The following is a 23343-nucleotide window of genomic DNA, read 5'->3' on the forward strand; positions in this document are numbered from 1 at the left end:
TTTGACCGTCGTGTGGGAACGGTTGGACCCCCCTGGGGACTGTAGGCAGCATGATTCAGGCCTGGTCACCCTCCCCAATCGCACATGCGTGGACAAGACACCAGCCATATGGTGGTAACGATCCGTTTCGAAGGGGGGTGCGAGGATGGCGGTGACCTATCATGTGGCCCGTCGGTACTTGGGCCAGTGGGTGAATTGCCACTCGGTGTATGGGATTCATCGGGGGGTATTGACCCGGGTGCTACCCAGCGGTATTGTCTTAGGTCGCGCCGTACAACTGGCCAGCGACAGCACAGCGTTTCACGAACCACGGCTGCTCTCTTCCTCGTCTGACACGTTACGCAACTTGAATGAGGATGTCCAGCTTGTCCAGTTTTTCGGTGGGTTCTTTGTCCCGTTTGGTGGCATCTACGGACTGTATCCGGGCTTTGGATTTGGGTTTGTCATCTAAAAATCCGAATCGCAACCGTGGCGGTTGTCAAAATGGGCTCGCAAAAACGGGGAACGCCGGCGCTTTGGCCATCGTTCCCCACACACTTTTGACGTCCAGGTCGAGTTTCTCCGTCGAGGCGCGGTCAAGCGGTCGGCGTGCGCCGCCAATTCCGCTCGATTTCTTCCAGCGATTTGTTTTTCGTCTCTGGTACCACGCGCCACGTAAAGACAAAGGCGACCGCCGACAAAATCATAAAGGCAAAGAACGTGGTTGCAGGTCCGACCCCGCTGAGCATCATGGGGAAGGTTTGCGACACCAGATAGTCCGCTGCCCACAGGACCAGGGATGCGATGGCGGTGGCGCGGCCGCGAATGCGAGTTGGGAAAATCTCCGCCATGATGAGCCAGACAATCGGTCCAAACGATACGGCGAAAGCCGCCACAAACATCAGGATGAAAATTAGAACCAGGGCCCCGCCAATATGCCCGGTTTGGAAGGCAGCTCCGACGACAAGCAGGCTTACCGTCATGAAGGCGGAGCCGACGAGCAGCAAAACCTTGCGGCCCACCCGGTCAATCAGCCAGATGGACACGAGTGTAAAGATGAGGTTCACCGCGCCGACAAAGATGGTCTCGGTTAAGGACGCGTTCGTCCCAGCACCGGTTTTCTCAAAGATTTCGGGGGCGTAATACATAATGGCGTTAATTCCCGTCACCTGCTGGAGAATCGCCAGCACCACCCCGACAATGAGGGCCATCCGCAGACCCGGCTGGAACAACTGCGACAAGCGCCCGTTTTCTTCCGACAAAGAGCGGCGGATTGCCGCCATTTCGACCTGCGCCTGCGCGCTGCCTTCAATCCTCGTCAGGGTTGCCAGAGCCTTGTCCGTCCGGTTTTGCTTCAGCAGCCAACGAGGGCTTTCCGGTACCAGGAATAAAAGCAGAATGAAGATGACACCGGGAATCAGACCCAATCCGAACATCCAGCGCCAACCGGTGGAAATATCCCACGCCGTACCGCCCGCGCTGCTGACTGCACGATTGACAAAATAAATCGCGGAGATGCCAATGACAACCGCCAGCTGATTGAGTGACACCAACCGTCCGCGGTGGCGCGCCGGCGCGATTTCGGCAATATACACAGGCACCAGAGTTGAGGAGATGCCGATTCCAACCCCGCCGATGATCCGTGCCACCACAAACATGGTTATCGTCGGTGGAAGTGCGGATCCAATCGAACCAAGGGCAAACAGAAAGCCGGCCAAAATCATCATCTTCTTGCGGCCAAAGCGGTCGCTAAGCAAACCGGCAAACGCGGCACCGATGATGGCACCAATCATAAAACAAGAGACCGCCCAACCTTCCATGACTGGAGATAGGTTGAACCGTTGCTGCATGAAACCGATGGCACCGGAGATGACGGCGGTATCATAACCGAACAAAAAACCGCCAACCGCTGCCACCACCGACACCAGAGTCACAAACCCTAAGCCCGCTCCCTGGCTCGGAGCCTCAGCGTGCCGGTTCTCGGAATGGGCCATACTATTCAACGTTTTTCTCTCCTTCCCATGCGCCGATGATGAAAGCGTACAGCCACCATTATACAACGTTATGTAAACATTGTTATATACGGGGTGTACTTACAGAATTGGATAATTACAATCAACCTAACAAAACAGATGGCCGTTTGTTTGGTTGACGGACTCTATTAAAGACCATTATTTGCGTGTTTTCAACTATCGTTGTTTCATTAGGAGCTCCCATCCTTCATGCGTCCATCCTCGGCCGAACGCATACGCGCGCAGGATTTCCGCTATTTGCAGCGAACTTCATACTTATCCAATTTCTTGGATGAAACGGGTATGAACACCCGTCCGCACAACCTCTGCAAGGGTGATGACGAGCTTGCTGTCGTTTTCGTATTCAATGCACACGGACATTCAGTTTGGCTGGGGGGCTTCGCGTCGATTACCAGAGTGGCTTCGGGCGCACGCGGCAGGGCCTCGTCTCCTGTTGGTTACGGATGAGGGGGTCCTCCAGGCGGGCGTGGTCGATCCGGTAGTCAAAGGTTTGCAAACTGCGGGTTACGAGGTCGTCATCACGGAAGAACGTACCCACCGCAAACTCACGCTCAAACACGCTCAACTGCGTCCCCGGTTGGCCGTCCTAGATGCCGCTTTGACCTTGACGGTGCGCCACACGGCGTAGCGAACGCCGTGTTTCTCCCCCATAGTATTGAAGTTCAATGCTGCCGTCGAGACGGAGCTGCACAGGGACATCGCGGTTCGGACGGGGTTTGCCCGGAGTGACGATGCCCCCGAGGCCGCTGTGGCAAAGCTCGTGGAAGGTATCGCTGTTTGGACGCGGCAATTGGGGATTCCTAAGTTGTCAGAACTCCCTGGAGTCCATCCAAATGATTTTCCGGTCTTAGCAAAGCTCGCTTATGCGAACGGATTGATTGGGACGGACGTCTGGAGAAAGCGGCCGATGCCTTGGGCTCCGACAATCCCCACGAGAATGCCGATGCACCCACCCAGGAGACCGACGACCGCAGATTCGGTCAGGAACTGTCCGAGGATAGACCCTTAAGTTGCACCCAGCGATTTCCGCAGACCGATTTCGCGCGTCCGCTCGGCGACCGTGACCAGCATGATGTTCATGATGCCAATCCCCCCGACCAGCAGGGAAATGCCCGCAATCCCACCGAGAAACGTCTGCAGGGTATGGCTCACATTGGACAATGTGGAGAGTAGCGTCGCTTGGAAGTGCCCAGCCCCTGACTGATGCCATCTTGGCTGGACTGGCCCGGGGAGATGACCAATACGTTTGTGCCGAGCCCTTGGATCTAGGAGGTCACGCTCTGGGTGGCCGCCTGACCCACCCCTAACAAGGCGACAACGGCTCCGACTCCGATAATGATGCCAAAAGCAGCGTCAACACCGTACGCAGCGGGTTGTGACCCAAGCAGGCAAAGGCGGTGCGAAGGATTCGGTTGGCTCTCATGCCTTCACCTCCGCCTGAGGGGCGACGGGGTGGGAGATGCATCAGAAGGGTGGTGGATAGGTTGTGAAGAAAATGTGGAGAAAATGTGGAGGTAATGACCCTTACGACACGTCGTTTGCTGACCTGTCGGGTTCTGACGCGCCGAGCGGCAACCGTACGATAAAGGTGGTGCCGTGGCCAGGGGTCGAACGGACGTCAATCTGTCCTTGATGGGCCTCCACAAACTCTTTCGCGATGGCCAGCCCCAACCCGGTTCCTCCACTTTCCCGGGACCTATCTGGCTCACCGCGATAAAAGCGATCGAACACATACGGCAGGTGCTCTGGCGCGATGCCCGGACCGCTGTCCTGTACGGATACGACCACCTGGTCCCCTTCCAATTGGGTTTCCACCCGGACACATCCACCCTTTGGTGTGTAGCGCAGGGCATTTCCAATCAGATTGACAAATACCTGCGTGATTCGGTCCGGATCGACCGGACTGCGCACACCCTGCTCAAGCCGTGAAGCAAAAGTCAGCTGTACCTGTTTGACCTCGGCCTCCACCTGAAAGTTGTCAACGATGCGGGCGAGCAGCGCATCCAATGCGGTCGGCTGAATCTGCAGGGGCAACTGGCCGACTTCGGCCAAGGTCAACTGGTGCAGGTCTTGCACGAGGCGGGTTAACCGAATCACCTCGTCGTGGATAGGTAACAAGGTTTCTGGGCCTGCCGGTTTCACCCCTTGCTGAATCAATTCCAGTTGTCCCTGCATGATGGTAAGCGGGATCCGGAGTTCATGCGCGACGTCAGCGACCAGGTGTCTTCGAGCTTCCTCGGTCTTATGCAGGCGAGCGGCCATATCGTTGAAAGCTTGCGCGACCTCGCCGTACTCATCCCTGGAGTCAATCGGGAGCTGGGTCTGCAACTGGCCTTCGCCAATGCGGTGAATGGCCTCCATGATCCGATGCAGGGGCCGGGTTAGGCGCCGCGAAAACCAGGCCCCGACGACAAGTGCGATGCCGACGGTGAGGACAGTGCCAGCCACGCTCGCGACAGTCATAGAGTGAACCACCGTCTGTTTCATGGCATACAGGGCATCGAGACCGCGGTCGCGAATCCAGAGATGCCCGACGACCTGGTTGCCGACGGTGACCGGCACCTCCACCTCCCCATCATGACCCAGGGCAGGCGGCACCAGGGCATGGAAGCGTGGACCCGGGTGGCCAATCACCGCAATCACATGGTTGCCTGCGTCCTCGAGAACCAGTTGGTCGAGTCGCCGCGTGCCCGGGACGCTCTCGCCTTGCTGGAAGATCCCCGAGATGTATTCGTCGACACCTGTCCAGGAGTCATTGTTGGCGTGATAGTAATAAGCCAGCGATTGCGCCCACTGTTCGGCCGTGCCTTCTTCCGCGGCTTGCGCGTATTTCCGGAACAGTCCTCCGAAATAGGTGTAGGAAATCAAGAGGTCAACTGCGGCGAGAAATAGAATCAGGCTGGCAATCCCGAGAAAAATCTTATTCCGAACCTTCATTGCGAACCCCCAAACCGGTAACCAACACCGTGCACGGTCTGGATATACACCGGATTGGCCGGGTCAGATTCAATCTTTTTGCGCAGGTGGCTGATGTGGCTGTCGATTGTGCGCTCGTAATTCATGTAGGCGTCCCCCATCGTCGCCTTTAGCAACTGCAATCGACTGTAGACGACGCCTGGCTTTCGCGCCAGTGTCAAGAGCAGCTGAAACTCGGTCGGCGTCAGCACGATTTCTTGGTTGCCCTTGAACACACGAAATTGCTGCTCATCAATGGTTAAACTGCCGTAGCGGAGAATGCCGCTTTCTTCTGTGGGGGGGTGGGTGCGGCGAAGCACTGAGCGAACGCGTGCCACCAATTCGCGCAGGCTAAACGGCTTGACGATATAGTCGTCGGCCCCCACCTCGAGTCCGACGACCCGGTCCGTCTCTTCCCCTTTCGCCGTCACCATGATAATCGGAACCTGGAATTGCTGCCGCAGCTCACGGCACACATCCAGGCCGCTTATCCCGGGGAGCATCCAGTCGAGAATGACCAGATGAGGTCGGTGCTTGTCCACCATCTCCAACGCCTGGGGGCCGGAATGCGCCGTGAGAACCTCAAACCCTTCTTCCTCGAGGAAAGGTTTCATCACGTCTATGACTTTCGGTTCATCGTCGACCAATAGCAAGGTTGTCCGCATATTGTCCCTCTTCTACGGAACGAGAATCAAGTTTCTTTGTGGTATTGGACGCCCACACCGAGACTTTCGAGCAGTTCGAAATAGGTGGGGCAGGTTTTACTGACACACCCGGGATCGAGAATGCGGATGCCCGGGACGCGTGTGCCAATCAAGGACCAAGACATCGCGACACGGTGGTCATCATAGGAGTCCAGGGCGGCGGCATGGATGGGACCTGGAACAATGGTGAACCCGTCCTCTCGCTCCTGCGCCTGAATCCCGAGTCTCCCCAACGATTCGCAGACCGCTTGGATGCGATTGGATTCGTGGTGGCGGATGTGAGCCACCCCTCTCACCGTAACCGGGGCATCGGCGAACACGGATACAGCGGCCAGGGTCAGCGCCTGGTCCGACATCTCTTTCATGTCAATCTCCATGCCACCCTTGAGTATGGCCGGACCTTGTACCTCAATGTATGTATCCCCTTCTTCAACGCGGCATCCCATCTGCGCCAGAACCTCTGGAAAACGTGCGTCCGGCTGTCGGGTGCAACGAGACAGGTTGGTCACGCGCACGCGGCCGCCGGTAATGGCCGCGAGCGCAAAGAAGTAACAGGCTGTGGACGCGTCGGCCTCCAATGGCAGCGATTGTCCCCGATAATGGCCTGGCCAGACCCGAAAGCACCGGAAATCCTCATCGACCTCGACGGTTGCGCCAAATGACCTCATCAAGTCAATTGTAATCCAGACGTAGGCGTGCTGGACAATCTCGTCGGTGAGCATGATTTCTACCGGTCCATCAGCATATGGGGCTGCCAGGAGGAGTCCGCTCAGAAATTGACTGGACACCTTCCCGGAGATCTGCGTCCGGCCTCGCGACAAGCCTTTCCCGTGGACTTGAATCGGGAGTTGACCGGGCTGCTCCAAAAATTGGATGTCGGCTCCAAGCTGCCCCAAGGCATCCAACAAGGGACGAAGCGGTCTTTGACTCAGTCGCGCACTGCCGCGCACGGTCCACTTTCCCTGATGCGCAGCAGCCAGGGCTCCAGGCAGGAAACGAGCACTGGTGCCAGCCGCCCCGATGTACAGTTCCCCTTCATGCACCGGCCATGCTCCGGAACACCCGTCGATGTAGACCGTGTCGTCTTGGACTTGGCAAGAAACTCCAAGGGTTTTCAGGCTTTCCATACACCAATAGGAGTCATCAGAGCGCAAGATGCCCCGAAGTTCTGAACGACCGTCAGCCATGGCCGCCATAATCAGCGCGCGATTGGTGAAACTTTTGCTGCCAGGGATGACGGCGTCCGCATTGACGGGGTGGGAGAGTGGAGATAGGGTCACAGAGGATACCTCCGACAGGGTCGACCAAGGCGACCGGGCCTCCAAATCGGCTCCGATCTCGCTCGGCCTGGACCCAGGTACCCCCGATCGCTGTGGGCTCTGATGAGTGCTGGACGAATCGGCCATGAATGCTGTGTTCTCCTTTCATCAAAAGGGTGCGTCTGATTTCTCCGCGCTTTCTCAGCAAGCAGGGCTTTTCTCCATTGTATCTTATGTATCTTAGTCTCTCCATGCCGTCAGCAGCGAGATCACCAGGGCACCGAGGAGGAAAGATAGGACCACGGGTTTGGACCAAAACGAACGCATGGCGGGCAACAGCTCCGAAAAGGCGATGTATAGGAGCGCTCCGGCCAGCACCGCCATGACCCAGTCCAGAGTCGACGCCATCAGGGACAGCACGTGGACCCCAATCATGGCCCCGAGGAAGCAGGTTACACCGGGTACGGTCAGCATGGCGAACAGATGGCGTCGAGTTTGCAACAAGGTTGGGAATCCGGTCAGAAGAGCCACCGCCCAGAGCGCGCCTTCCGGAAGTTTATGCAATACCATCCCTATGACGAATACCCAGTCGCCGGCTTCGTTTGCGCTCACGTCTGCTGCCAGGGCTCCGCCCTCAATCAGGTTGTGCAGAGCCAAGGACAGGAGAATGACCAAACTGCTGGCGGGGCTGAGAAAGCGTGCGGAATCCGCTTGAGCGAACGGATCGTCAAATACCTGCTCGGTTTGGGTAGCCGTATCGAGTTGTTCAAAGCGTCGATCGATGACATAGGTGAGGAACCATAGACAGACAGTACCCCCCAACATGGCAAAGGGGATGCCCGTATGAGCCGCCGCCAAGGCGTCCGGCAAGAAATCCACCAAGACCATAGCCGTGAAAACGCCCGCCCCAAAGCCGAACACGGCAAGGAGGCGAGTGTTGGAGAGACTGAACTCGCGCGGCGGGCGAAAGATAACCCATCCTGCTCCTGCGACACTCGCCAAGGCACAGAGGACGGCTGCGACCCACGCAATCCACTGCGGCATGCGGCATCACCTCGGCCAACGGGGCGGACGGACCACGGGGACTGGTCTCTGGATACGACCGAGAAGCGGCCGCGGCACGATAACCGGTCCAATGGGCCGTTGGATGACGCCGTGCGGCAGACCACAAAACGTGAGGATGATGTCTTCGGCCACGTTCACTGATCCCTCCTTCCCCCATTCCATGTTTCAGCGCGGGAAATGGTTCAAGACAGGTGTCGTTTGTACGTAAAAAAGCACCGGCCTGGAGGCAGGTGCTTGAGAGGTATAATCCGAAAATCCGAATGGGGGTTAGAACAATCTCTTTATGCGTCCGGAAACAACTGATAAAACGCTTCGTACCGCTCGTCGCGTGCCCCGTTTAAATTTGGACTGCGCTTGCGACTGCTGGCGCGAGACTTCGTCGCGGCTATTTGCTGACGGCTCTGCTGCCGTTCGCGATAGCTTTCACGGTATCTTTCCAATTCTTGCCTAGTACGGATGCGATGGCGCTGCCATTCGAAGAGCACGCGATCGATGTATTTAAAACTGAACTTATTGGCGAGGACCGCCTCGCGCAGCGCTTCGACGACCATCCACTCGGGGTGCCCGTCTTGACTCAGCCACTGGCGAATCTGTTCATATTCCAGGCCGGATAACGGGCGTCCAAACTCCTCTTCAAACAATTGAAATGGGTCTTTCGAGACGGTGGACGCCTCATACGAGGAAGTGGGTTTTCCGCGCAGTTGTTGCCACAGTGGACTGAGGTCGAAGTAGTTGGTCCTTGTCCCATCGGTCTCCAGGCGTTCCCCGATGGACAAAAGCCCGCGCGAAACCAGGCGGCCAATCGCATCGCCCGCCTCACGTGGGCTGAGCCCAGACCGATTGGCCAGCTCCTGCGGGGTTAAAAAACTTTCCTCCTGGGTCTGAACACTCGTTATCACCTGAACGAGCACGACGAATTCTGCCGGCGAGAGACCCAGAGCACTGCAGCCCTGAATCAGGTCTACTGGCAGAACCACGAACGGGTGCGCCAGGAAATCGGCATTATCGACTGTGCGAACAGGCGGCATCATTAGGCATACCTTCTTTGCCGGAATTTCTTTGCCGGAATTATGGATACAACCGATACAACAGCCGGGGGAACGGAATGGCCTCTCGGACGTGTTCCAATCCACAAATCCAAGCGATGGTTCGTTCCAGACCGAGACCAAACCCCGCGTGCGGGACCGATCCAAACCGACGCAAGTCCAGGTACCAACCGTACCCGTCCATCGGCAGGTTGTGTTCTTCAAACCGCTGCTTCAACAGATCGTAATCATCAATACGTTGGCTTCCGCCGACAATTTCTCCATACCCTTCCGGTGCCAAGAGGTCATCGCACAATACGACTTCTGGTCGATCCGGATCTGGCTGCATGTAAAACGCTTTGACCTGGGTCGGATAGCGCTCGATGAATACGGGACGGTCATACTGAGACGCCAACGCGGTCTCATGTGGGGCGCCAAAGTCGTCACCCCATTGGATGTCGTGCCCCTGTTCCTGCAACCAGCGAATGGCCTCATCGTATGTAAGCCTTGGAAACGGCGGCCGGACATTCGCCAGTTTGATGCAGTCCCGTCCCAGGACCTGAAGTTCGGCCTGGCAGTGGTCGAGGACATGGGCCACGATGTACGAAACCAGTTGTTCCTGAAGGGCCATGTTGTCCTCGTGAGTGGCATACGCTACTTCCGGCTCGACCATCCAGAACTCAATCAGGTGACGCCGCGTCTTGGACTTTTCCGCTCGGAAGGTCGGACCCATCGAATACACACGCCCTAATGCCATGGCAGCCGCTTCGCAGTACATCTGACCACTTTGCGTCAGATAGGCTTCTTCCTCAAAGTACCGCGTTTGAAACAATTCCGTGGTATCCTCGCACGAGGATGGTGTTAAAATAGGCGGATCGATGCGCGTGAAGTCGTGGTTGTCCAAGAATTCACTGATGGCTCGCTGCACCTCGGCACGGACTTTCAAAATGGCGCGCTGGCGTGGCGTGCGGATCCATAGATGACGATGGTCCAGCAAAAAGTCCACGCCATGCTCCTTGAGGGTTATCGGGTAATCGACCGATTCGTGAACGAGCTGTACATCGGTCACCGATAGTTCATACCCTGTCTGGCTCCGCTCGTCGCGGCGGACGATGCCCGTTACCTTTACAGATGATTCCTGAGTCAGGCGCTTGCACCGTTCGAACAGTTCATCGCCGACCTCGCTTCGGACCGCGACACACTGAATGAAGCCTGTCCCATCTCGAACCTGCAAAAACAAGATTTTGCCGCTGCTTCGTTTATTGTACAACCACCCGTTTAGGGTGACGGCTTGACCAACAAAATCACCGACGTGCTGAATCGTAGTTCGATTGCTCACTGGAGTCCCCCCGGTCGCTCTTTCTGCCAGCAAAGATAACTTGATTATAGCAGAAACGAATCAGGCCGAGGGGACCGGAGGTCGACTTGATTCGGCCTTATAAGACAAATGAAGCCCGGCCCCCACAGGGAGAGCCAGACTTGTGTATGGCTTCGATTTTCCGTTCCTCAAACTTCGTAGGTGTGGTATGAACTGATGTGTCGATGCAGGATCTAACCGGGATCGATTGGTTCTCCTTATCAAACTCCAAGCGTGGCGCCCTGGCCAAGCACCTCGGGTGCTCGGAAGACCGCAGCCTCCTGCGGCGCGGGCAACGCCTTTTGCACGCTGCGCAGCCACCGGCGGAATTCGTCTCCGCCAATGCTCTCCACATCGACAATATGAAACGCGAATCGGGCGATGTCGGCCTTAAACGGAGCCAACAGGTCTCGCGTAACGCGTTCTTGTTCAGCCAAAATGTGCCGCACCTCGGTATCCAGCACAGACTCCGGCAGGTGTTCTTCGTCGACAATCCCGATGCGGGACAGGCCGCATTTTACCATCGTTCGGGCCAACTGGGAGGCCTGCACAAAGTCATTCTGCGCTCCCGTGCTCCGGTCTCCGTAATGCAGCTCTTCCGCTAAGCAGCCGGCCAAAGCCACATTGATTTGCTGCAGGAGGTGATCCTGGGTATACAGATACCGGTCGTGTTCTGGGATTTGGCGGACAAAGCCCAAGGCATTGCCGCGCGGTGCGATGGTAATGTGTGACACAGTGCCCGGACGCATCAATTCGCTGATAATCGCATGCCCCAACTCGTGCACCGCCACGCGGCGCAGCTCGTCCTCCGTGGGCTTGCGTCCAGTCTTCTCCCCCATCAATACCTTGTCCACTGCATCCCGGAACATTTCTTGGGTGATCTCCGACTTCCCTTGACGGAGCGCAATGATCGCCGCCTCATTGACCAAAGATTCCAACTGGGCGCCGGAGAAACCAAACGTCTCCCGCGCGATGTGCTCTAGGTCGACGTCCCCTGCGAGCGGCTTGCCCTTCGTCTGAATCCGTAAGATATGCAGCCGTCCTTCCTTATCCGGGAGATCGACCTTGATTTGTCGGTCAAATCGCCCCGGACGAAGCAAGGCCGGATCGAGAATATCGGGTCGGTTTGTCGCCGCAATTAACAACACCAGCGGGGATTGCGTCGTCGACATCCCATCCATTTCCGTGAGCAGCTGATTCAACGTCTGGTCGTATTCCTGATGGCTGTATTGTCCTCGTCGGCCACCAAGGACATCAATTTCGTCGATGAAGATGATGGCGCTGTCCTTGTTTTCCTTCTTGGCCATGGTTCGGGCCCTGCGGAACAGTTCGCGCACACGCTGGGCACCCACCCCCACGTACATCTCGACAAACTCAGACCCAGATGCGGACAAAAAGACCGAATCGGTGTACGTGGCAGCCGCTTTGGCCATCAGCGTCTTACCGGTCCCCGGCGGGCCCGTGAGCAAAATGCCTTTGAGGGGGCGAATTCCAAGCGATTTGATGCGATCCCGATGGCGCAAAAAATCCAAGGCTTCCATAAGCTCCCGCTTGGCGTGTTCCTGGCCGCCAACATCCGCGAACGTCACCTGGTGCTTGACCGGCGCTTCCCGCACGCTGGCCAAAGGGTTTCCGCGACGCTCCAACATCATCCAAAGAAAAACTCCCATCCCAACTAAAAAAACGAGGGGGAGAACATTGATTCGAAGGTAGAGCAGGAATAGCGTGATTGCGATTCCAACGCCAATGAGCCATTCTTTGATCACGACACTACCCCCCTTGATGCGATGTATATTTAAAGACGTCGTACAAATGGTGAGACCCTTCGCTCATTTGCACATAGACGTAGCTTTTATCCATGGTGATGGTTGCACGAAAGCCGTCCTTCACAGCTTGTTTCTCCACGGAGGCTATCATCTCCGTGTAATTCCCTTTCGCAATCCCTTCCAAAAGAGCCGGTGTAAGTTTCTGATATTCTTTTGTCAATTGAGTGTCGCGCGTATCTTGAATCGATATATCGACGTTGCTTCCAAGCGACTGGGAAACCTGGTTATAGATCTTCTGATAGGTTGTTTCCAGGTCGTCCACATTCCCCAACTGAATGCGCACCGTTGTGGGTTGACCCCCTTCCACCACAGCCGAACGCACGCCGGCTATGCTGGAGAGGTGTGTCTCCAAAGGTCCAATCATGTTGAAATGAAGATACGCCTGCCAACCCCCAAAGAGGATGGCGAGTGTGATTACGGCGATAAGAATGATTGGCACGAGGCGAACTCGCGACACCAACCTCGCCCCTTTCCGAGACACCGGCTCAGTCTCTTGCGGAGACATAAGGATGGTCAGACTGGCCGATACATGCTAAGTATATCACGCACAAACACATTATGTTGACAACACATATTGCCATAAACGCTTCCCGCTGACGGCGTCGTAGTAGACGTACTCCGATTTACCGCCGTGGTACCCGTATACCTCCCAGACAATCTGGTCTTGCTTCGGCTTGGTGGATAAGCGGTTGCTCGCCGGAACGCAACCCAGTTCGACATCGACGGTCTCAATTCTCGCAGCACGAGCAAGCTGTTCAACTTTTTGTTTGGGAATCACCTTTGATGCTGGAATGGAATATGCGTGAAGAGGGTTCTCTGTCACAAAGGTATACCATTTCCTGCCAAACATGTCATCCCCATAAAACACTTCTTGCACGTTGCCGCCGGTGAACACGATGTGTCCCGAAATCTTTTCCAATGGGGAGTGGTTCAATGCATACTCCGCAGCGGATGCCTCCGCCTGCCACTCGTTATCCACTTGATTCCAAAGCGCCAAGCCGGCACCCGCTGCGGCCATGGCCACAATAAGACACCCGGTGATGAGCCATATTTTCGCAGAGTTCATACGTTCACGCCCGATACATCGTCAGAATCATTTTATTCGAGTTCTGTTTGTCTAACGATAACCCGAAAATTACATCTTTTTCCTTTAAATTTCGATTCAAAAAATCGACCAATTGATACAGGTCATCCGTTCTCGTGCAGGTATGCGTACCGATAATAACCCGTTCATGCGCTTTTGCTGCGGTTGCGCCGATAGGCGCTTGTGTTTCCACAGCAGGCGTGTCTTTAGGTTGTCTGAGATACAACTTTAGACTATCAACGATCTCGTGATTTGTAAAATGGTAGCGCAACGGGGTGATGCTGATATGTCCACGGCGTACCGCCGCAACATCCGTCTCTTGTCCGCCGGGTTCTTCCAGCTCCTCCCCGGAATATCGATATCCAACCCGGGTACCAGACTTATCGACCTCGACAAAAGCATCCCGAAACCCGCGAACCCCCAGTTGGGTTACGGCCACATTCGTTTCCATATGAACGTCAGCGGGAAAGTTGACGCTCAGGAAGGTATCCGCTGGCCACGGGAAGTCCTCGAGATGCTGAATGAGTTGCAAAGCCTTCTGTGCGGCCTCAGAGAACGGAAACGGGGGGCCCTGTAAAGAAAAGGCAATGGCCGGGACACCTTGTACCGCTGCCTCTCCTGCTGCAGCAACCGTGCCGGAATATAGGACGTCCGTCGCCAGGTTCGGACCCTGGTTGATGCCGGATACCACCAGATCAAACGGAGTATTCTGAGCGAGACGGCTGAGGGCCCACTTTACGCAGTCGACCGGGGTTCCGTGTACCGCGTAGGCAGACTTTATCCCGGATAGACCGAGCTCACGTGGCTCCACCCAAATCGTCCCGTGCAACGACATCCCATGACTGGAGGCGGATCGCTGCCCATCGGGAGCGACCACGGTGACCTCCCCCACGGTTGTCAGGATTTGGGCGATCGCGCGAATCCCTGGCGCCTCGATGCCATCGTCGTTGCAAACCAATATGCGCATGCGTTGTCTCCTCTCCTGCCATCATTCTCGTCACATACGGCCGGACCCTCGCCCGTGCTATAAACACGCGTCAGAGCGCATGCACGCTCTTGCTACACCCGAGACTAAATGAAACCTACACTACGCGGGCGACCATGTAGGCCTTATTGCTGCGCCTTCAAGTGTGCTTCGATGTTTCGCGATTCATACCGAATGCGTTCCACATCGAGGGTGAGCGGTTCCCGGTTGGAGAGCAGCTGTCGACCGGCTACAATCACGTCCGTCACATCATCGGCGCCCGCGGCGTAGACCACGTTGGAAAGTAGATCGAACCTCGGCACGAAATGCGGGCTGTCCAAGTCCAGCAGGGTGATATCCGCCGCCGCACCGGGAGTTAAGGTGCCGTGACCTTTCGGTAAAAATACGCATTCTGCGCCTGTCTCAGTCGCCATCTCAAACGCAGCCGGGGCAGGCACAACCGTTGCGTCCATGAGATAACCTTTGTGTAGGGTTGCGGCCAAACGCATTTCCTCAAACATATCTAGGTTGTTGTTGCTGGCTGCGCCATCGGTGCCCAAACCGACAGAAACACCGGATGCTAACATTTTGCTCACGGGCGCAACCCCGGACCCAAGCTTGAGGTTGCTCTGTGGGTTATGCGCGACCCGAACCTGACGGCGAGCCATGAGCGCGATGTCTTCGTCGCTGACATGCACGCAATGCGCCGCTAACACAGGGACATCGAACAAACCACACGACTCGGCGTGGGCGATCGGGGAGCGGCCGTACAGCTGAAAGCTCTGTTCAACTTCTGAGCGGGTCTCCGATAGGTGAATTTGTATCGGCACACCGAGTTCCCCAGCTAATTCCGCAATCTCGCGCAAATAATCAGGGGGACAGGTATACGGGGCGTGCGGCCCCAGTGTCACCGCGAGCCGGTCGCTGACCCCTTGCCACTGACCGACAAAGGCGCGTGAATTCGCGATTCCGTTCTTTCTTCCGGCCTCGTCTAAACCTACTACACCCCAGCTTAGGACGGCTCGCAGCCCGCTTTCCAAGACTGCTTCTGCGGCCGCGTGCATCTGAAAATACATATCCGTAAAGCAGGTTGTCCCGGAACGAATCATCTCCCAGCAGGCCAACTGCGTTCCCCAATAAATCGCGTCCCGGGTCAGTTTTGCTTCCAATGGATAGACCTTTTCCTCCAGCCAGCGCATGAGCGGAAGGTCATCCCCAGCGCCGCGCAGAAGTGTCATTGCCGCGTGTCCGTGCGTATTGATGAGTCCAGGAATCGCCAACGCGCGGGGCCTGCGAATGTATTGCACCGTTTCTGCGGTATCCCCTCGTTCACCCAGGTGCATCCGGCTCGACTCGGGCCAGGGTTCCACCGCTTCAATTTTTCCGTCTGCGATGGTGATGCGCACGGGCTGATTGTACACGCAATCCGATGCACAGACTGCAGCGCCCACGTCCAAGATGGTCTTCATGTCCTGCTTCCTTTCTTTTACGAAGTCGTTCGGCCGGGCGCGTTAGGGTCTGATGTCACCGAGGACGGTGGCGATTTTTTCGCGATCCGGCCGGTCAATGACCCCTTTTTCACAAATGATGGCCTGAATCAGTTCGTGCGGCGTGACATCGAAGGCCGGATGAGCTGCTGGGGTGCGCTCTGGCGCGATCCGGACCCCGGCAAAATGAGTGACTTCTTCCGGCGCCCGCTGCTCAATCGGAATTGCTGCCCCGTCCGCAATGGTCAAGTCAAACGTGGAAACGGGGGCAGCGACGTAAAAGGGAATCCGGTGATGATGAGCCAAGACGGCCACCGCGTAGGTCCCGATTTTATTCGCCGTGTCTCCGTTGGCCGCAATGCGGTCCGCCCCGACGACGACGGCGTCAATCGCGCCTTGCTGCATATAGTACGCGGCCATACTGTCCGTAATCAGCAGGTGCGGGATGTTCTCTTGCCCCAATTCATAAGCGGTCAGCCGGGCTCCCTGCAAGTACGGGCGCGTTTCATCCACAAACACCCGGGCCAGCCGGCCCATTTCGTGCAGGGCTCGAATTACGCCTAATGCCGTCCCGTATCCGGCTGTCGCCAAAGACCCGGTGTTGCAGTGAGTCAAGATAGCCACCCGGCCGCGCCGGGCGATGAGCTTTGCCCCGTTGCGTCCGATTTGACGGTTGATTTCAATGTCTTCCTTGGCTATGTGGTCCGCTTCTGCGACGAGTGCCTTCTTCAGCACATTTAGGTTGTCTCCGTCCCACGCCTCAAGGACGCGTTTCATGCGGCCAATGACCCAAAACAAGTTGACGGCCGTGGGACGGGTTTCCGCCATTTGTTTGCACACTCGCTCCAACTTATCCCGCACGGAAGCTGCCGACTCAGTCGCCGGCAACTGCAGCCCGCCAAGCGCGATTCCGTACGCGGCTGCGGCCGCAATTGCGGGCGCCCCGCGCACCTTCATATGGAGAATCGCATCCGCCACGTCCGCAGGTTGGGTAAATTCCTCCCAGACCTCTTCGTGCGGCAGCTTTCTCTGATCGAGAAGTCGCAGGGACTGCCCTGTCCAGTTCAGCGCGTTCAGGTCAGTTCTCTCCCTTTGTCAATTCTCCTTGCCCGCTGACGGCATGGGAACACGCACAGGTGCGCGGCCCGTCCAGTTCGTCAATCACGGCAAAGAACCAGGTGCGAATCTTCTCCACGTTGGCCGCCATCTGTTCTACAACCTCTTGGTGGGTGAGCGGCGTGGACGAAAGCCCGGTTCCGTAATTGGTCACCATACAGACGGTGGCATAGCACAACTCGCACTCTTTCGCCAGAACCACCTCCGGAACACTGGTCATGCCCACGACCGTGCCTCCCAGTGCGGCATACATGCGGATTTCCGCTGCCGTTTCAAAGCGTGGGCCGTCTGTACAAACGTATGTTCCACACGCGTGAACGGCGATGCCGAGTTGGTCGGCTTTGTCACGCAAGTGATGACGAAGTCGTGCACAGTATGGATCGGACATGTCGACGTGGACCACCTTGCCCTGTTCAAAAAAGGTGAGTGGACGGGAGCGCGTGAAGTCCATAAAGTCGTCAACAATAACAAACGACCCAGGCTCCACCTCCCTGGTTAACGATCCGACCGCGGTCGTGGCAAGTACCTGTTCAACGCCGATCTCTTTTAACGCCCAGAGGTTGGCGCGGTAGTTGATTCGGTGCGGAGGAACCTGGTGGCCTCGTCCATGCCGTGGAATGAAGGCAACGCTTTTATCGTGAAAGCGGCCAATGGTTACTTCACAGGTCCCGAATGGGGTCTCGATCTGATACGTTTCCGGTGCCTCTAAAAGGGCGGGATCATACACACCGGTGCCACCGATAATCGCAAACTTTGCCTGCATGGATTCGCTCCTGTTTTCGCTTATGTATCGAATTCAATTTGCCGAACGAAGGCTTGGTTTGTCCGGCGGGATGGTTCAATTATACGGGATTGGGCGAGAAATTGGCAGTCTGCGAGAGAAAACGCAAAATCTCATGTAAATTGGCCGCAGGCGGATTGAAGATGTCCCCCATCCGCTGTACGCGCGCCGGCATGTTATCAATCCGAAACCATTCCGGCATCGCTCCGCGGGTTAACTCTTCCCAAGTCACGGGGGCGGAAACGGTAGCCTGTTCGGTGGCGCGCGCGCTGTAAGGCGCAATCAGCGTCCGGTGATGGCCAAACTGGGGGTAGTCGACATACACCTTGTCCCCTCGGTCACGCCGGCGCCGCTCCAAGGTCACCACGCGCGGTAATCGCTGTCGTAGGTACTCGGCCACCAGACGCGTAAATCGGCGGGTTTCCTGATAGGTATGTCCGGGCGTCAGGGGAATAAACACCTGCAGCCCAGTGGCGCCCGAGGTCTTCGCGACATGGGGCAGACCGAGCCCATCCAGCAAGTCGTGCAGCACCATGGCCACCTCCCGCACCGGCTCGAAACCCGGGACGGACGGATCGAGATCAAACGCTAAGGCGATGGGCTCTTGTTCGTTCTGAACGCGGGCAAATCCCACATGGATCTCCAGGCAGGCTAGGTTGGCCAACCAAACCAAGGTTTGCTCAGAATCTACCAGCACGTAGTGGATGTGCGCCTGACGTTCCTCCGACCATACGGGAACGGTATGGACCCATTCCGGGGCACCTGGAGGTACGTCTCGTTGATAAAAGGCGTGGCCTTCAATACCGTCTGGAAAACGAATCATCGTGATGGGCCTGTCTGCCAAGTGCGGGAGTATGTAAGGGGCCATGGCGAGCAAATACTTGGCGTAATCCGCTTTGCGAATCCCGGCCTTGGGCCAGAGCAGTTTATCCGGATGGGTGAAAACGACGTGTTTTATGCGCGTGCCCATCTTCGCACACCTCCCTTGTGCTCTTACTGTGTCAATTGAACCGGGGATTTGATGCAAGCAATCGCTGCCAGAGGAGGAGTGAAACGATATGGATTCCTTGTTCGGGCTTAGGCCGATGGAACCCATCCTAAAGCCTGCTCCCAACCAAGGACCTGAATTTCATTTTCAGGTTAAATGGGATGGGGTTCGATTGTTGATGGAACGGCAAGGCGATGCGATTCGTCTCTGGAACCGAAAGGGACGGGACCGAACCAAGACGTATCCGGAATTGGTCAACTGGGCTTTGGCACAGTTGACGGAATTTTTTGTCTTGGACGGGGAAGTGATAAGCCTTGGCACAAATGGAAAGCCGCAGTTTCGTCAGGTCCTGCGCCGAGACTTAGCGCACCGGCCACGAACAGACATCCCGATTGTCTATGTCGTGTTCGACTGTCTTTCTGTCCGCGGGACTTCGCTTTTCGACCAGGGATTTGAAGTTCGACAGGAACAACTACGCCAGGTCGTAAGCCAGTCGGGGTTGGTTCAGGTCAGCGACAACTTCTCGGATGGGAACGCGTTGTACGAGCGCATGCAGGAACTCGGCATGGAAGGAATCGTCGCCAAGCGGGCCGGAAGCTACTACTACCCAGGAGAGAAGCGAGCGGAATGGCAGAAAGTGAAGTGTTGGCGGTACATTACCCTGGACGGGCTGTATCTCGTCACGCGCGATGGACGACCTGCCTCCGTCGTTGTCGGGGAACGGCCGGACCTTTCCCATCCGGCCGGCGCTGTGGCGACAGGAATCGACAAAAAAGATTGGGTGAAATTGGCGGCTTGTTCCGCTTCCCCAGAGCCGCATCGCCCCGATTGGCGTGCTCTACCGCCGGGAATTCGCTTCGTCATTCGTTACCTCGAATGGACGGATACGGCAATGCTGCGACACCCGGTGGTCGTGCGGATCGAGTGGCCGTAGCCCGTTCGTGTACGGCGCCAAAGGGGGCGTATTCTTATGAACTTCGCTTTCGTCGTGTCCGCTTCGGTTTCACGCTCTCCGTCAGCGCTGCGGCAGCAGTTGGGGCAAGCGGGGTTCCTTTGGCCTCCGATGTTCGACGAATGCTCTCCTGCAACGCTTGCATCAGGTCGACAATATTGGTCTCTGGTTCGGCGGCCGCCGGCGCCACAACCTGCTTGTTCTCCAATTTCTGCTGAATCATGGCCAACAACGTCTCGCGGCGTTCGTCCGTGTATTTTTCCGGCTGAAAGGGTCCGGCTAGCTGCTCGACGAGCATGACCGCCATGTCCAGTTCCTGCTGGCTGACGTCTGGGATTGGTTCTGGGGTCGGCAGTTCCTGGGTACTGCGCACTTCAGCAGGCCAAAACAAGGTTTCAACCACGAGCACATCCCCGTAAATACGAACACAAGCCAGCGTTTCCGAATTGCGCAGGACGGTTTTCGCAATGGCGCACTTGCTTGTTTCGCGCATCGCCTTCTGTAGCAGTTGATAGGCCTTGGTTCCCGCCGGCTCCGGGGATAAATAATACGTTTTGTCGTAATACACCGGATCGATATCGGAAAGGTTCACAAAATCGACAATATCAATCGTATGTGACCGCGTCTTTTCGACCTGTTTCCAGTCTTCCTCGTCGAGGACGACAAACCGGTTTGGCTCGTATTCATACCCGCGGACAATCTCAGCCCATTCAACCGGGCGCTCACAGTGCGGACAAGTCCGCGTGTACTGAATCGGAGTCTTACACTCGCGGTGTAAATATCGAAATTTCAGGTCTTTTGACTCGGTGGCGGCAAACATTCGCACGGGTACGTTGACCAGTCCAAAGCTGACCGCTCCCTTCCACATTGCGTGCACCTGGCATCGCCCCTCTCCCTATCGATGCACAGGTTAGTCTGCGACGCGGGAGGTTTGGCATGCGTTCTCCGATTGAAAGAAGGCGCCGATTTTGGACAGGACTTCCGCCTCTGGCCCAACGACGGGACGCACCCCATCCAACGAGCGCAGGAACACGCGCCCATAGCGGCTCTGCACCAACCGCGTGTCGTAGACCACCACGGCTCCCCGGTCGGACGTGGTGCGGATGAGGCGGCCAAACCCCTGGCGAAAGCGGACCACAGCTTCCGGCAGACTGGCCTGCCAGAAGGCGCTCTTTCCGTTTCGCTCCAGTTGTTCGTGCCGCGCCTCGGTCACCGGATGCGTGGGCGGCGCAAAGGGGAGCCGCACAATCACCAAGGTGCGGAGTTGGTCTCCTGGAAGATCAATCCCTTCCCAAAAGGATTGGGCGCCGAACAGGACACCCTGGTCATGTGTTCGGTAAGCCTCCAAAATCTGTGTTCGGCTGCCGTCCAAGCCTTGCGCAAACAATTCGCAGCCCACTTCCGCCAGGGCAGCGCGCGCCTTTGCGGCTACCGCCCGCAACAGCTGGTGGCTGGTGAAGAGGGCCAACACCTTGCCCCGGCTCATTTCGGCCAATCGCACCAACGAAGGGGTCAGCCAACGGGCCGCTTCGTCCGGCCCCAATCGGGCCAGTTCGGGGACATCATTGGGGACACACAAAAGGACCTGCTCGCGCAGGCGAAACGGGGATGCCACACGCACCTCCGACAGTTTTCCCGCATCCGCGAAGGTCTTTAGCCCGAGACGGTCTTTGATGTAGTTGAACCGGCCTTCCACCGACAAGGTAGCAGAGGTCAAAACCACGGAGCTTTTCTTGCTGAATAGCCGCTCTTCGAGGATAGACGCAATGCTAAGCGGCGTCCGGTGCAGGTTCACGCCCCGCCATCCCGTGCGAGCGCCGGTGGTCTCGGCGGATCGTTCAATCCACGTCACCCAGTCCGACGATTCCTCCAGGGCGTTTCCCAGCGTGTCAATGGCTCCGCCGAGGACCGGAAAGTACCCGACCGCATCCAGGAGTCGGGCGGCCGTCTCGTCATCCTCCACAGCCGCGGCCTCGGCCAGTCGCGTCAACTTGGGCTCCGCACGGCGCCAGAGCTCTGTGAGCTGATGAACGACCTGTTCGTAACGTGTCCACGCCGACTGCTTACGCATCTCTGCTGACACCCGTACCTCGTTAGTATGCGCAGGCAGCAGTTGATGCAAAAAGGCGAAGACTTGTTCAAACTGGGTTTCCATCTGCGCGCAGATGTCGATGAGTTCCATCACGGCTTCCACCAGTGCGTGGTGTCCCCGCTCCGTCAGGCGGATCTGCAATTCCGGGAGCACGCCTTGACGGCCACGATCGCGCACGAGACGAGCCAACAGGGCGTGTAGGTGACCAGAACGCACCTCATCCTCCAGTTGGCGTGTCGCTTCTTCCTCCAGGTGATGGGCTTCATCCAGAATCAGTTTTTCGTAAGGCGGCAGTACGCGATGGTCTGCCTTCAGGTCGGTCATGACCAACGCGTGGTTGGTGACCACGATGTCTGCTTCATACGCTTTGGCGCGTGCCCGAAAGTAGTAGCACGGCTTGAAGAACGGGCACCGCTTGTTGATGCAGGTTTCACTCTCACTCTGTACGCGCGGCCACACGCTCTGTTCGGACCCGGACAGCGCGAGCTCCTCCCGGCTCCCCGATTCGGTTTCCGTCAACCAAACCAGCATCCGCATATACGCCCGAATTTCCTCCGGGTTGTTCGTCCATCCGAGCATCGCGACCTCGTGCCGGAGTTTGCGCATGCAGAGATAGTGCGTCCGCCCCTTGAACACGGTCAAACGCAGGGGCTCTGGAATCACCTTGCGCAGGGTGGGGAAATCCCGCTCAGCGATTTGGTCCTGCAAGGCGATGGTATGTGTGGAAATCACGACCCGAGTGTCATGGCGTCTTGCGTATAGGGCGGCTGGAATGAGATAGGCTAACGATTTCCCCGTCCCGGTCCCCGCCTCTGCGATGAGGTGTAGGTCTTCCGCCAGGGACTTGGCCACCTCGACCACCATCTTCTGTTGACCTGGGCGGACTTCAAATCCAGGCAAGGCCTCGGCCAGCGGGCTGTTCGAGGACAGTAGCTGGGCGGACTCAGATTTCCAATCCTCGGTTTGATCGGAGGAGGATGGGCGGTCCTCAAGCCACGGCTGTGGGGAACGAAAGACCAGGTCTTCCACGACTTCTACCCCGTTTACGTCCGCGCCTTGGGACTCCTGCTGTTGCTGGTCTACCAACTCGGCAAACCATGCCCCGGTAACGCCCGAATACAGGCTGGCGAGCCTCACCAGCGTCTGCAGTGTCACCTGCGGTAAACGCTTTGCCTGTGTCGCCAAGGCGGTCAGCGCATGGGCCGTGACTTCAGCATCTGCCAAAGCCCGATGCGGGGTCCGCACGGGGATGTTGTACCGCCTGGCCAAGTCAATCAACCGGTGTTCTCGCGCCTGCGGGCAGAGAATGCGTGATAAATGTAGTGTATCCAATGCGTCTTCCGACACGGGCAGTACGTAGCCGAACGCCTCACAGGCGGCGTGCAAAAAGCCGAGGTCAAACTCGATATGGTGACCAGCCAAGACATGGCCCTCAAGAAAAGAGAGAAGGCGGGGCAATACGTCGGCCATCGGCGGCGCGTGCATCAGGTCGGCCGGGGAAAGCCCGGTCAGTTCGAAGATGGCCGCATCTACTTTGGAGGCCGGGCGAATCAAGCTGTGGAACGTCTCTCCGATCTGGCCGTCAATCCATTCCACGGCGCCGATTTCCAAGATTTCATGACGATCCGGAGACAATCCGGTGGTTTCTAGATCCAATACGACGAACTTCACACCCG

22 protein-coding genes are annotated in these 23343 nt (G+C 57.1%); 3 read left to right on the forward strand and 19 right to left on the reverse strand.

All coding sequences use genetic code 11. The features are described 5' to 3' along the window. Window positions 1-145 precede the first annotated feature (145 nt). Window positions 146-451 carry a hypothetical protein gene (locus H522_RS0111845; protein ID WP_026962474.1) on the forward strand — a complete coding sequence of 102 codons (306 nt, stop codon included), beginning with the start codon at window positions 146-148 and terminating at the stop codon, window positions 449-451. Between the two features lie 124 nt (window positions 452-575). Here H522_RS0111845 and H522_RS0111850 read toward each other — a convergent pair whose 3' ends face one another. After that, complete coding sequence (locus tag H522_RS0111850; protein ID WP_026962475.1) at window positions 576-1973, reverse strand: sugar porter family MFS transporter; 1398 nt, start codon at window positions 1971-1973, stop codon at window positions 576-578. A 364-nt stretch (window positions 1974-2337) separates the two neighbouring features. Between H522_RS0111850 and H522_RS22155 the strand changes: the two genes are divergently transcribed. Continuing rightward, complete coding sequence (locus H522_RS22155) at window positions 2338-2640, forward strand: dehydroquinate synthase/iron-containing alcohol dehydrogenase family protein (protein WP_026962476.1); 303 nt, start codon at window positions 2338-2340, stop codon at window positions 2638-2640. A 377-nt stretch (window positions 2641-3017) separates the two neighbouring features. On the opposite strand, the gene H522_RS22540 is transcribed toward H522_RS22155, so the two are convergent. The 16 genes from H522_RS22540 to ligD all read right to left on the reverse strand — a co-directional run bounded on the left by H522_RS22540 (window position 3018) and on the right by ligD (window position 18605). Then, window positions 3018-3164 carry an FtsX-like permease family protein gene (locus H522_RS22540; RefSeq protein WP_425387021.1) on the reverse strand — a complete coding sequence of 49 codons (147 nt, stop codon included), beginning with the start codon at window positions 3162-3164 and terminating at the stop codon, window positions 3018-3020. Between the two features lie 372 nt (window positions 3165-3536). Beyond that, complete coding sequence (locus tag H522_RS0111865; RefSeq protein WP_026962477.1) at window positions 3537-4949, reverse strand: sensor histidine kinase; 1413 nt, start codon at window positions 4947-4949, stop codon at window positions 3537-3539. Next, window positions 4946-5632 (reverse strand): response regulator transcription factor, encoded by a 687-nt coding sequence (locus H522_RS0111870; protein ID WP_026962478.1) that lies wholly within the window; start codon window positions 5630-5632, stop codon window positions 4946-4948. The genes H522_RS0111865 and H522_RS0111870 overlap by 4 nt, the downstream gene beginning before the upstream one ends. Before the next feature lie 26 nt (window positions 5633-5658). Continuing rightward, on the reverse strand, window positions 5659-6951 hold the full coding sequence (aroA, locus tag H522_RS0111875) for a 3-phosphoshikimate 1-carboxyvinyltransferase (RefSeq protein WP_245578098.1): 1293 nt from the start codon (window positions 6949-6951) through the stop codon (window positions 5659-5661). Window positions 6952-7170: 219 nt separating this feature from the next. Beyond that, entirely contained in the window at window positions 7171-7974 is an 804-nt protein-coding gene (locus tag H522_RS0111880; protein WP_026962480.1) for a ZIP family metal transporter, read from the reverse strand. 6 nt (window positions 7975-7980) lie between these two features. Then, window positions 7981-8133: a hypothetical protein gene (locus H522_RS21575; protein ID WP_162143507.1), complete on the reverse strand. Its 153-nt coding sequence runs from the start codon at window positions 8131-8133 to the stop codon at window positions 7981-7983. A gap of 143 nt (window positions 8134-8276) precedes the next feature. Further along, entirely contained in the window at window positions 8277-9026 is a 750-nt protein-coding gene (locus tag H522_RS0111890; protein ID WP_026962481.1) for a DnaD domain protein, read from the reverse strand. A 37-nt stretch (window positions 9027-9063) separates the two neighbouring features. Continuing rightward, the gene (gene asnS, locus H522_RS0111895; RefSeq protein ID WP_026962482.1) at window positions 9064-10359 is read right to left on the reverse strand and encodes an asparagine--tRNA ligase; all 1296 of its coding nucleotides are present in this window, start codon (window positions 10357-10359) and stop codon (window positions 9064-9066) included. A gap of 239 nt (window positions 10360-10598) precedes the next feature. Beyond that, the gene (locus H522_RS0111900; protein WP_245578099.1) at window positions 10599-12029 is read right to left on the reverse strand and encodes an ATP-dependent metallopeptidase FtsH/Yme1/Tma family protein; all 1431 of its coding nucleotides are present in this window, start codon (window positions 12027-12029) and stop codon (window positions 10599-10601) included. Between the two features lie 118 nt (window positions 12030-12147). Then, the gene (locus H522_RS0111905; RefSeq protein WP_051344217.1) at window positions 12148-12660 is read right to left on the reverse strand and encodes a hypothetical protein; all 513 of its coding nucleotides are present in this window, start codon (window positions 12658-12660) and stop codon (window positions 12148-12150) included. Between the two features lie 99 nt (window positions 12661-12759). Beyond that, window positions 12760-13269: a hypothetical protein gene (locus tag H522_RS0111910; protein WP_155836405.1), complete on the reverse strand. Its 510-nt coding sequence runs from the start codon at window positions 13267-13269 to the stop codon at window positions 12760-12762. Between the two features lie 4 nt (window positions 13270-13273). Then, window positions 13274-14254 (reverse strand): 5'/3'-nucleotidase SurE, encoded by a 981-nt coding sequence (surE, locus tag H522_RS19145; protein ID WP_081412100.1) that lies wholly within the window; start codon window positions 14252-14254, stop codon window positions 13274-13276. Window positions 14255-14397: 143 nt separating this feature from the next. Then, window positions 14398-15720 carry an amidohydrolase gene (locus H522_RS19150; protein ID WP_035453710.1) on the reverse strand — a complete coding sequence of 441 codons (1323 nt, stop codon included), beginning with the start codon at window positions 15718-15720 and terminating at the stop codon, window positions 14398-14400. A gap of 42 nt (window positions 15721-15762) precedes the next feature. Beyond that, entirely contained in the window at window positions 15763-16815 is a 1053-nt protein-coding gene (gene mtnA / locus H522_RS0111925; protein WP_026962486.1) for an S-methyl-5-thioribose-1-phosphate isomerase, read from the reverse strand. 1 nt (window position 16816) lies between these two features. Further along, window positions 16817-17617 (reverse strand): S-methyl-5'-thioadenosine phosphorylase, encoded by an 801-nt coding sequence (mtnP, locus tag H522_RS0111930; RefSeq protein ID WP_026962487.1) that lies wholly within the window; start codon window positions 17615-17617, stop codon window positions 16817-16819. Window positions 17618-17696: 79 nt separating this feature from the next. Next, window positions 17697-18605 (reverse strand): non-homologous end-joining DNA ligase, encoded by a 909-nt coding sequence (gene ligD / locus H522_RS0111935; RefSeq protein ID WP_026962488.1) that lies wholly within the window; start codon window positions 18603-18605, stop codon window positions 17697-17699. A gap of 88 nt (window positions 18606-18693) precedes the next feature. On the opposite strand from ligD, the gene H522_RS0111940 reads away from it, so the two are divergent. Continuing rightward, entirely contained in the window at window positions 18694-19557 is an 864-nt protein-coding gene (locus H522_RS0111940) for an ATP-dependent DNA ligase (RefSeq protein WP_026962489.1), read from the forward strand. A 34-nt stretch (window positions 19558-19591) separates the two neighbouring features. Here H522_RS0111940 and ku read toward each other — a convergent pair whose 3' ends face one another. Both ku and H522_RS0111950 read right to left on the reverse strand, forming a co-directional pair. After that, window positions 19592-20443: a non-homologous end joining protein Ku gene (gene ku, locus H522_RS19155; protein ID WP_081412101.1), complete on the reverse strand. Its 852-nt coding sequence runs from the start codon at window positions 20441-20443 to the stop codon at window positions 19592-19594. Between the two features lie 42 nt (window positions 20444-20485). After that, window positions 20486-23338 carry a helicase C-terminal domain-containing protein gene (locus tag H522_RS0111950; RefSeq protein WP_026962490.1) on the reverse strand — a complete coding sequence of 951 codons (2853 nt, stop codon included), beginning with the start codon at window positions 23336-23338 and terminating at the stop codon, window positions 20486-20488. Window positions 23339-23343 lie beyond the last annotated feature (5 nt).

The organism is Alicyclobacillus herbarius DSM 13609 (assembly GCF_000430585.1).
In the GTDB taxonomy this organism is placed as follows: domain Bacteria; phylum Bacillota; class Bacilli; order Alicyclobacillales; family Alicyclobacillaceae; genus Alicyclobacillus_G; species Alicyclobacillus_G herbarius.